At 55.1% G+C, this 8,897-nt stretch carries 7 protein-coding genes; 6 read left to right on the forward strand and 1 reads right to left on the reverse strand.

Translation table 11 applies throughout. The features are described from left to right. The first annotated feature begins 746 nt into the window (after positions 1–746). Positions 747–1,652, forward strand: a complete 906-nt coding sequence (locus JMF94_RS05640; RefSeq protein ID WP_240824196.1) for an HDOD domain-containing protein — start codon at positions 747–749, stop codon at positions 1,650–1,652. A gap of 70 nt (positions 1,653–1,722) precedes the next feature. Then, a complete protein-coding gene (locus JMF94_RS05645; protein ID WP_240824197.1) occupies positions 1,723–3,381 on the forward strand; it encodes a GGDEF domain-containing protein in 1,659 nt (552 codons plus the stop codon). Between the two features lie 98 nt (positions 3,382–3,479). Here JMF94_RS05645 and JMF94_RS05650 read toward each other — a convergent pair whose 3' ends face one another. Further along, entirely contained in the window at positions 3,480–4,631 is a 1,152-nt protein-coding gene (locus JMF94_RS05650; protein ID WP_276612827.1) for an HD-GYP domain-containing protein, read from the reverse strand. Positions 4,632–5,146: 515 nt separating this feature from the next. On the opposite strand from JMF94_RS05650, the gene JMF94_RS05655 reads away from it, so the two are divergent. The 4 genes from JMF94_RS05655 to JMF94_RS05670 all read left to right on the forward strand — a co-directional run. Next, positions 5,147–7,264, forward strand: a complete 2,118-nt coding sequence (locus JMF94_RS05655) for a molybdopterin-dependent oxidoreductase (protein ID WP_240824209.1) — start codon at positions 5,147–5,149, stop codon at positions 7,262–7,264. Between the two features lie 92 nt (positions 7,265–7,356). Then, entirely contained in the window at positions 7,357–7,863 is a 507-nt protein-coding gene (locus JMF94_RS05660) for a 4Fe-4S dicluster domain-containing protein (protein ID WP_192111320.1), read from the forward strand. 164 nt (positions 7,864–8,027) lie between these two features. Continuing rightward, complete coding sequence (locus JMF94_RS05665) at positions 8,028–8,402, forward strand: NADH-quinone oxidoreductase subunit A (protein ID WP_192111321.1); 375 nt, start codon at positions 8,028–8,030, stop codon at positions 8,400–8,402. Beyond that, on the forward strand, positions 8,390–8,897 hold a 508-nt coding region (locus JMF94_RS05670), incomplete at its 3' end, for an NADH-quinone oxidoreductase subunit B (RefSeq protein ID WP_240824199.1). The genes JMF94_RS05665 and JMF94_RS05670, both read left to right, overlap by 13 nt.

Here is an 8,897-nt window from a genome sequence, read left to right on the forward strand (position 1 = left end):
TGATGCCTGTCTTACAAACTACTTTTGCACGGAATTTGCCCTCAGAATTATCTTTTCAGGTTCGGTGAAATTTTTTTTCATTTTCCCCTAAAGTTTTTGCTTGAATTTTATGTTCCGGAATGAAACAGTCGTCCTTACGCTCGCAAGGCTGTTTTTTTCCGGTATTTTTTTTGTTTTGCCACCCACAGGTGTGGATGGTGTGTGGCAGACCGCCAACGTTGCCCCTTGAGCACCAAATGCCTGTTGAGGCAACCGCCTGTCAGGCCAGCAGAAATATACCGATGCATTTTGCGCGCATCTGTTTTTGTAAGTGCATATTGGGGGCTTGCCTTGCTGGTACACGTGCGGTGTTGAAGTGACGCTTGTATGTGGTGATGCGTAATTGTAATTGTTTATTCTCGCGCGGCAGTATTCATGTAATCGTTTTATATACGTTGTGGGGCTTGTATTTTATTTTACATCGAGGCTCCTATTTTTGTTCAGTTCTTTTGTCCAGGCGTTGCGGAACAGTGCATTGAGGGGGGTGACCTCGTGTTGATACCTTCTTGTTGCCAATAAATTAATATCTACTTTTATATCAGACTGCGTCGAATTTAAGGTTCATTTGGTATTAGTTATCAAGAATTACGCACTATTGTCTTTGATCTGGGTTTTCGTATAAGACAGGCTTTGGGTTCAGGCATCTGCCTGGGCAAGTTGTGTTACCGTGTGCAGGGGCAGTGCAAACCCTAGCTCAGGATTTTGCCATGCAATCTCAAAAAGAGTCCAGGCTGTTTTTGCAAAAGCTTTTGCAAAATCCGCCCGCGCTGCCGTTTGAACCCAAACTGCTTCCCCTGCTGTTTGCGGTTACCCAGGAAGGCTCCAATGCCTCGGTGCGATCGGTCGTTGCACTGATTGAAAAAAGCCCACGGCTCGCAACACGTGTGCTCACAGTGGCCAATTCGGCTGCATATGGGCTTGAATTCAAGGTTTCTACCCTGCAAAGAGCCATCAGCATCATGGGCCTGCGCGAAGTGCGTCTGCTTGTGCTTATGGTCGGCATGTCGTCGTTTATACGGGAGGCCCAGCTCCCCAAGGCGTTTGATACGGGCGCATTCTGGAGCCACCTGCTTTCTGTGGCAACCATTGCCAGAACTCTGGCGGATGTTCTTGGTGGAGATACCGGCGTATGCGGAACCTCTGCCTGCGCTGGCGAGCGCCTGGTCATGGTGCCGGACGAGGCATACATAGCTGGATTGCTCCATGATGTGGGCAAGATTTTTTTTGCTGCCGCTCGGCCAGACCTCTGGGAAAGGACGGCAGAAATGGAACAGACCGAAAATTGCGGCAGTTCCGAGGCTGAAACCGCGCAGCTTGGCATGGACCACGGACTCATTGGTGCGGCAGTGATGCACCAGTGGAAGCTGCCTCTGGTGCTTACCGAACCCATAAACCTGCACCATTCACCCGAACTTGCCACAACCTATAAAATGGAGGCGCGCCTGCTTGCTGCGGCCAACGCCCTGGCCCATTGCAGCCATGATGCGCCCATGCTGAGGAGCAAGGCAGGCGAACACCTGCCCGATGGGTGTGATCTTGATGCCGTGAGCGCTGCGGTGCTTGAAAGTATGGTCAGAATACAGGAAGCCGGTTTTGCTGAGCTTGATGCATAGCCCGTGCGTGGGCCTGATGCCGCATTTGCTTTTTTCAACTTTTCTTGAGGCTCACACTTGAGGCGCGCACATGGATATTGAAACCGGCCTTGATAATCTGCTGCGCGGGCAATTTGACGCTGCGTTGGCCGAATTTGAAGGCTGCGGGCAGCAGCCCACAGCAGAGAAACTGTGCGAGCTCACGCGGGCCTGCGCTGATCTTTCTGCCTATGCGGCGGCACTGGCAGAGGGGGATCTGTCTGTGCGCCCGCCCAAATCCTGCCGTCACTTTTCCACGCACCTTGAAAGCCTGCACGCCAAGCTCAAACGTCTGGCCCGGCAACTGCTCATATTCAGCGCAGGCTACCCCATGCCTGCGGTTGACGATATGGGCGACCTCTCTGACGGGCTGACCTTTCTTATCAATCAGGCGCAGACCTGCAAAAAGCAGGTCGAGCACGACCAGAATCACGATGTTGAAACCGGCCTCATGAACCGCCGGGCCTTTGTGCGCGGCGTGCGCGAAGCCTTGCAGATGCAGCCCGGCAAATTTGGCGTACTGCTTTCGTGCGGTCTGGATAATCTCAAGTACGTAAATGAGTCGCATGGGTACGATGGGGGCGATCTGTACATAAGCAAGGTGGTTGAAGCCTTGCAGATGTGCGAAAATGACGCAGTGCTTCTGGCCCGCACGGCAGGCAGCGAATTTGCAGTGTTTGCCCACGGTTTTGATAATGAAGAAAGCGCCTTGCGCTTTGCGCAGGATAACCGCAAAACCCTGCTGAACACCACCATTGAACTGCCCAATGAGGTTGTGCGCATACGCGCTTCGCTCGGGGTGGCCGTGTATCCCAGCGACGCCATGACCGGCGATGTGCTCATGAATTATGCCAGCCACGCCATGTTTGAAGTGCAGAACTTCAATCGCGGTACGCTCATGCGGTTCAATCCTGAAGTTTACCGGGCCAAGGCCAATATCTTGAGCCGTCAGGAACGTCTGGACGAATTGCTTGAAGGCCAGTTGATCCGCTTTGCCTTTCAGCCCATTGTGAGCCTGAAAGATGGCTCCATCTACGGCTATGAGGCGCTCATGCGCTCCACAACCCCGCATTTTGCCTCGCCTCTTGATGTGCTGCAGCTGGCAGAGGCGCAGTCAAAACTGCCTCAGCTGGAGCATATGACCTTCAGGATGATTTTTGACTGGATGGGCAAGAACCTCCCTTCGCTCGGTGCCAGAAAGATATTTTTCAACGCCATTTCCGCGCAGTATCTGGATGCTCGGGAGCTGCGCAATCTGCACCCGCGCTATGAAGACATAAGCCGCAACATGGTGTTTGAAATCATAGAAACCGCCAGCAGCGAGGAAGGCCTTGCCCAAAAGGTGCGCGAACTGCGCGCGGAGCTGGCGGCCTTTATCGCCATTGACGATTTTGGCTGCGCCCACTCAAATGCGCTGCGGCTTTTGAATATTTCGCCCGAGATTCTCAAGATCGACAGCTTTTTTATCCGCGCCATCCACAAGGCGCCCGCATCCAAGAGGGAATTTCTTTCAAATATTCTTGTATATTGCCGCTCAAAGGGCATTCTCACCGTGGCGGAGGGTGTGGAAACCCACGAGGAACTTGCCAGCGTTGTTGCCCTGGGTTTTGATCTGGCGCAGGGCTTTTATCTGGCAAGGCCGGAATTCGTCCTGCAAGAGCTTGCACCAAGCCAGATTGAAGAGATCACCGCGCTCAAGTGCGCAGTCTGACTCAGTTTTTTCTTCCCCTTCCTTTTCTCTTCTCCATTTTCCCGTTTCCTGCCTGTGCAGCCTGCAAACTGACTACCCCCCGTCCATTCTCATTCCTTTCATTCCGTTATGCCCAAAAGGCGTGGGATATCCCAGTCTTCCGTCTCTTTGAATGAAAGCGCGCGGCTCACGCAAATCTTGCTTGCCGCCAACAGGTCAACTCTGTCTTCCATGTAGGCTACGCCTCTGAATTTTCTGACAATGATCACTGTTGGCCGGGTTGGAAAATCGGGGTTGCTGCTGCTTATGAGGCCCATGCGCCCGTCTGAAAGTTTGACCGCCGTTCCTAGCGGGAAGACCCCCATCATTTTTATGAAAGAATCCGCAAAGCCGCGCGGCCATGCCGTTCCGTTCATTTTGTACATGATTGCCAGCGCATGACTGGGGCAAAGCGCCTCTTTATATACGCGCCTGGATGAAAGCGCGTCATATACATCGCAAATAGAGATGATACGCCCAAAAAGACCGATGGCTGAGCCTTTGAGCCCGTGGGGATACCCCAGGCCATCGTGCATCTCGTGGTGCTGGCCTGTGCCCTCCAGAATTTCTGGTGCGATATTGGGTATCTTGCGCAAGGCGTCATAGCCGAGCAGCACGTGCGACCGCATGACGGCAAATTCGGACGGGGAAAGCGCGCGCGGCGCGTTAAGAATCTCTCTTGGTACGAGCGCCTTGCCGTAATCATGAAACAGCCCGGCCATACCGGCTAGTTGCTGCTGATGATCTGTAAGGCCCAGATGCCGGGCAAAGGCTACGGCAAAAATGGCCACGTTGACGCTGTGCCTGTATGTGTATTCGTCACGCCCTTTCAGGTTGGCAAGGGTCAGCATGGCGTTGGCATTACACTTGAGAGCAAGAATGATGGACTTAATGCAGGGTTCGGCCCCTGCAATCTCTGCACTGCCGCACTCACCGGAAGACATGGCGGCTTTTACATGAGCGTAGGCGGCAGCGTGCGCTCTTTGTGCCTGTGCAAGGTTGCGTGAGAACAAACGCGGCAGCGCACAGCCCGGTTCATACGCAGGAACGGCGCGCTCCGGATCGTGAATTACTTCGGTAAAGCCCTGCTGGATGATCCCGTCAATCTCTGCCTGATCGGCCACAAGACCCTCGCTCATGTAGAGCAGCGGGGCATTGATCCAGGAGATGCCCGGATTGAGTACGTACATTCCCGGCTTCAGGTGTGCTATAGGTATCCGTTCCACAGGCATGTAGGTGGATCCTTTGGCAGGTATTTGCGTTGATTTTCACTACAATAATATAACACTGCAAAATTTTAGGAGTAAAGGGATAAAACGCGCCGTTTTTGCAACTGACTGATTGGATTGTTCAAAATTTCTTTTCGCGCCAATTCTCGATTTGATTGGTAGTACCGTACCAATGTGAAATTAATATTTTATCACTCTTGTATAAAAAATGTGATTTCCAATATGCTGAAATTATAAATAAAAAAAATTGAGTGTGCACTCAAGTTATAAAAACTACAATTAAATTAGGGTTTAAAGAAAGTGTGTGAAAACAGGAACCTGGCTGGAAATTAAAAAAAAACTGTGCTAGCGACAATGCTTCCTAATTAAATTACCAGACAAGATTAGTACAGTTGCTGTGGCTTGGAAATGTTTGCAACGGCACATCTGAAGTGGTTTTCACTTCAGGCTGATTTTAGGATTGGCGAGATGTGCCTCAGACAGATGACAATATCCCTTACTCGCACGAGAGAAGCACTATGGGCAGTATGCAGTTGGTTCAGAGTGTATGCGGAATGTGCACCGCAAGGTGTCCAATTTCTGTAGAAGTAAAAGATGGTTCAGTGGGTATGATTTACGGCAACCCGCACAGTCCCCTCAAGGGGGCCTTGTGCGCGCGCGGCGTGGCCGGCAAAGCCCTTGAGCGCGAGTCGGAGTGTCCGCAGAGTCCGCTTATTCGTGTGGGCGAGCGGGGCGAGGGCAAGTGGAAAAAGGTTTCGTGGGAAGAAGCCTTTGACTATGTTGCGCAAAAAATTGCCTCAGTGCAGCAGCAACACGGCAGGGAATCCGTGCTGTGGTCTGACCGCGACGGCCCCTTTACCGACCTGTACCGCGCCTTTATGCGCGGCATCGGTTCGCCCAACGTCTGTACGCACAGCACCTCGTGCGACCTCAATACCCACCACGCCTGCAAGGCCGTCATGGGCCTCGGGCGCGGCATGGCCGTCAACGACTTTGCCAACTGCAAGCACATTGTACTGCAAACGCGCAACATTTTTGAAGCTATCAACCTTGGCGAGGCCAGAACCGTCATGCAGGCCCTGCGCAAAGGCTGCAAGCTCACGGTCATTGATATCCGCCACAATGTTTCGGCCTCCAAGGCCAATGATTTTCTGCTTGTCCGCCCCGGTACGGACTATGCCTTCAACCTGGGCATCATCAACACGCTTATTGCCCACAAGCTGTACAACAAGGATTACGTGGACGCCCACACCACGGGTTTTGCCGAGCTGGCCGAATTTGTGGCTCCTTATACGGCGGAATGGGCGGCAGAGCAGTGTCAGGTCGATGCGCAGTCCATTGTGCGCCTTGCACAATCGCTTGCCGCTGCGGCCCCGCATGTGATCTGGCATCCCGGCTGGATGACCTCGCGGTATGGAGATTCCTTTCAGGTGGCGCGCACGGCTCTGGTCATTACGGCCCTGCTGGGCGGCGTGGGTGTCAAGGGCGGCATAGTGCCGGGCCGTACACCCAAGGAATGCGGCAAGGCCGGGCTCAAAAAGTTTACGGATCTCTTCCCCGCACCCAAGGGCTTGCGCGCTGATGGCCTTGGTACGGATAACAACGCTTTCGATCCCGGCAAGGGCCTGCTGCACAGGGCTTTTGAAGCCATCAGCAATCCTCCGGAGGGGGCCGCTCCGGTCAAGGCCTACATGTGCTGGCGGCACGACCCCTTGCAGGGTTACCCTGACCCCGATGCGCTGCGCAAACGTTTTGACGGCCTTGACCTGCTTGTGAGCGTCACGTTCTCCTGGTCAGACACCGCATGGTATTCAGATGTGGTGCTGCCGCTTTCCACCTACCTTTCGCGCGAGAGTATCATTGCCACCAAGAACGGCCTCAAACCGCAGTTCTTTGTGCGCAACCGCGTCATCCCGCCGCGCTACGACACCAAGGCCGACTGGGAAATCATCGGCGGCCTGGCAAAGCGTCTCGGGCTTGATCCTCTGGTTTTTGAAAGCGCTGAAGATATGTGGCGTTTTCAGCTGGAAGGAACAGGCCTCACCAGCGCGGACTTTACCGAAAAGGGTTTTGTTTCGCTCACCAGCGATCCCCTGTACGTGGATCTGGCAGATTATTCCTTCCCCACTGCCTCGGGCAAGGTGGAACTGACCAGCGAGGGTTACGGCAAGGGCTGCGGCCAAAACATGTTGCCCCCCTACACGCCGCCCGTTGCGCCGCCCGAAGGGGCCTACCGCATTACCTTTGGACGGGTGGCCGTGCATACCCAGGGCCATACCGTCAATAATCCGCTGCTGCTTGAGCAGGTTCCTGAAAATACCGTGTGGATCAACAGCAAGAAGGCCAAGGCCGCCGGCATCAACCCCGGCGACAGGGTGCGCGTGCGGGATGCCGCAGGCAAATCCATGGGCGAGGCCGGGGTCAAGATCACCTCTGCCATCCATCCTGAGGCCATCTTTGTGGTACATGGCTTTGGCCACGACCTGCCTTGCGAAAGCCGGGCCTTCCACAAGGGCATTTCTGACAGCAAGTGCCTGCGCGGCGGTCTGGATTTGCAGGATACGGGCGGCGGCGGCCTGTCCATGCAGGAGCATTTTGTCACGCTGGAGAAGGTGGCCGGTTCCGGCGCTGCCTAGGCGGACTCTGCCTCGGATATTGTCAAAGGCATGGCCTGATACTGCAAGGAAATTTACGGGAACAACCCACCGAGCCGCGTGGGAGGATGGTTATGAGCAAATATATTGTCATGCACAATTCGGCGGATTGCATAGGCTGCAAGGCCTGCGAGGTTCAGTGCCGCAGCCTGCACAACGGCGGGCCGGGGGCTTTTTTCTGCCGCGTTCTTTCCGTGGAGCAGACCGAACCCAAGCCCGCGCTGGGCTTTGTGTATACCTCGTGCTTTCACTGTGAAAATCCCTGGTGCGTCAAGGCCTGCCCCACAGGGGCCATGCGCCGCAGGGACGATGGCATTGTCTATGTGGAAACCTCGGCCTGCGTGGGCTGCAAGGCCTGCATCACCGCCTGCCCCTGGGCTGCGCCCCAGTGGAACGCCCAGACCGGCAAGGTGGATAAGTGCGATCTGTGCCGCGACCGCATTGATCAGGGCCTCAAGCCTGCCTGTGTGACCACCTGCGCCATGAGCTGCCTGCAATTCTCCACGCCGGATGCGGCCAGTCAGGAGAAGCGGCAGGAATTTGCCGAGCAGATGCAGCGCAACAGGCCTGTAGTCCGTTAGAAAGTGTTTTGTTTTCTGCCGGGGCCATGCAAGGCTTGCGGCAGAATGTTCAGATTTGTTTGCGGCGGCTCTGCAAGAGCGCGCCGACGGCGGAGCAGGGCCGTGCAATCGTTCGGCCCTGCTTGCCCGGAATATGACGAAGACATTCAACAAGGTGGCTTTTTATGGTGCCTACGGTTGCCGGAGAAGAGTATCTTGCCATTCTGCTGCTGCTCATTATTGCGCTGCTTTTTGGCGTTCTTACGTTGTTTTTCGGGCGGTTTTTCCGCATGCGTCGGCCCTACCGCGAAAAGCTCATGCCCTATGAATCCGGCAACGAGCCAACCGCCGAGCCGCGCACGCGTTTTTCCATCAAATTTTATTACGTTGCCATTCTTTTTGTCATCATCGATGTGGAAGCCATCTTCCTCTACACCTGGGCAGTGGAGTTTGTGCGTCTGGGCAGCCTTGGGCTGGCGGAAATGCTGACCTTCATGACCCTGCTGGTGCTGGCCTACGCCTATGCCTGGAAAAAGGGGGCCTTCGAATGGGTGAAGTAGAAACTCGCACCGCCGCGCACGACGACCAGCCCCTTGCGGTGCACAAGGACGGCCTGCGGTTTTTCCCCGGCGCCAACGCCGTGCTCGGGCCGCTCAACGCTCTGGTCAACTGGGGCCGTTGCGGCTCCATCTGGCCAGTGACCTTTGGCCTTGCCTGCTGCGCCATCGAAATGATGGCCACAGGCGCGTCAACGCACGACCTTGACCGCTTTGGCATCATCTTTCGCGCCAGCCCCCGGCAGGCAGACTGCATGGTGGTGGCCGGAACCCTGAGCAAAAAAATGGCCCCGGTGCTGCGCAGGGTTTATGACCAGATGCCCGAGCCGCGCTACGTGCTCGCCATGGGCAGTTGCGCTTGCAGCGGCGGGCTTTTCCAGTCGTATGCCGTAACGCAGGGCGTGGATCAGATTATTCCGGTAGATGTCTATGTGCCGGGCTGCCCTCCGCGTCCGGAAGCGCTTTTTGACGGCTTTATCAAGTTGCAGGAGAAAATAA

The sequence above is a fragment of the Desulfovibrio sp. UIB00 genome, assembly GCF_022508225.1.
Lineage (GTDB): Bacteria > Desulfobacterota > Desulfovibrionia > Desulfovibrionales > Desulfovibrionaceae > Desulfovibrio.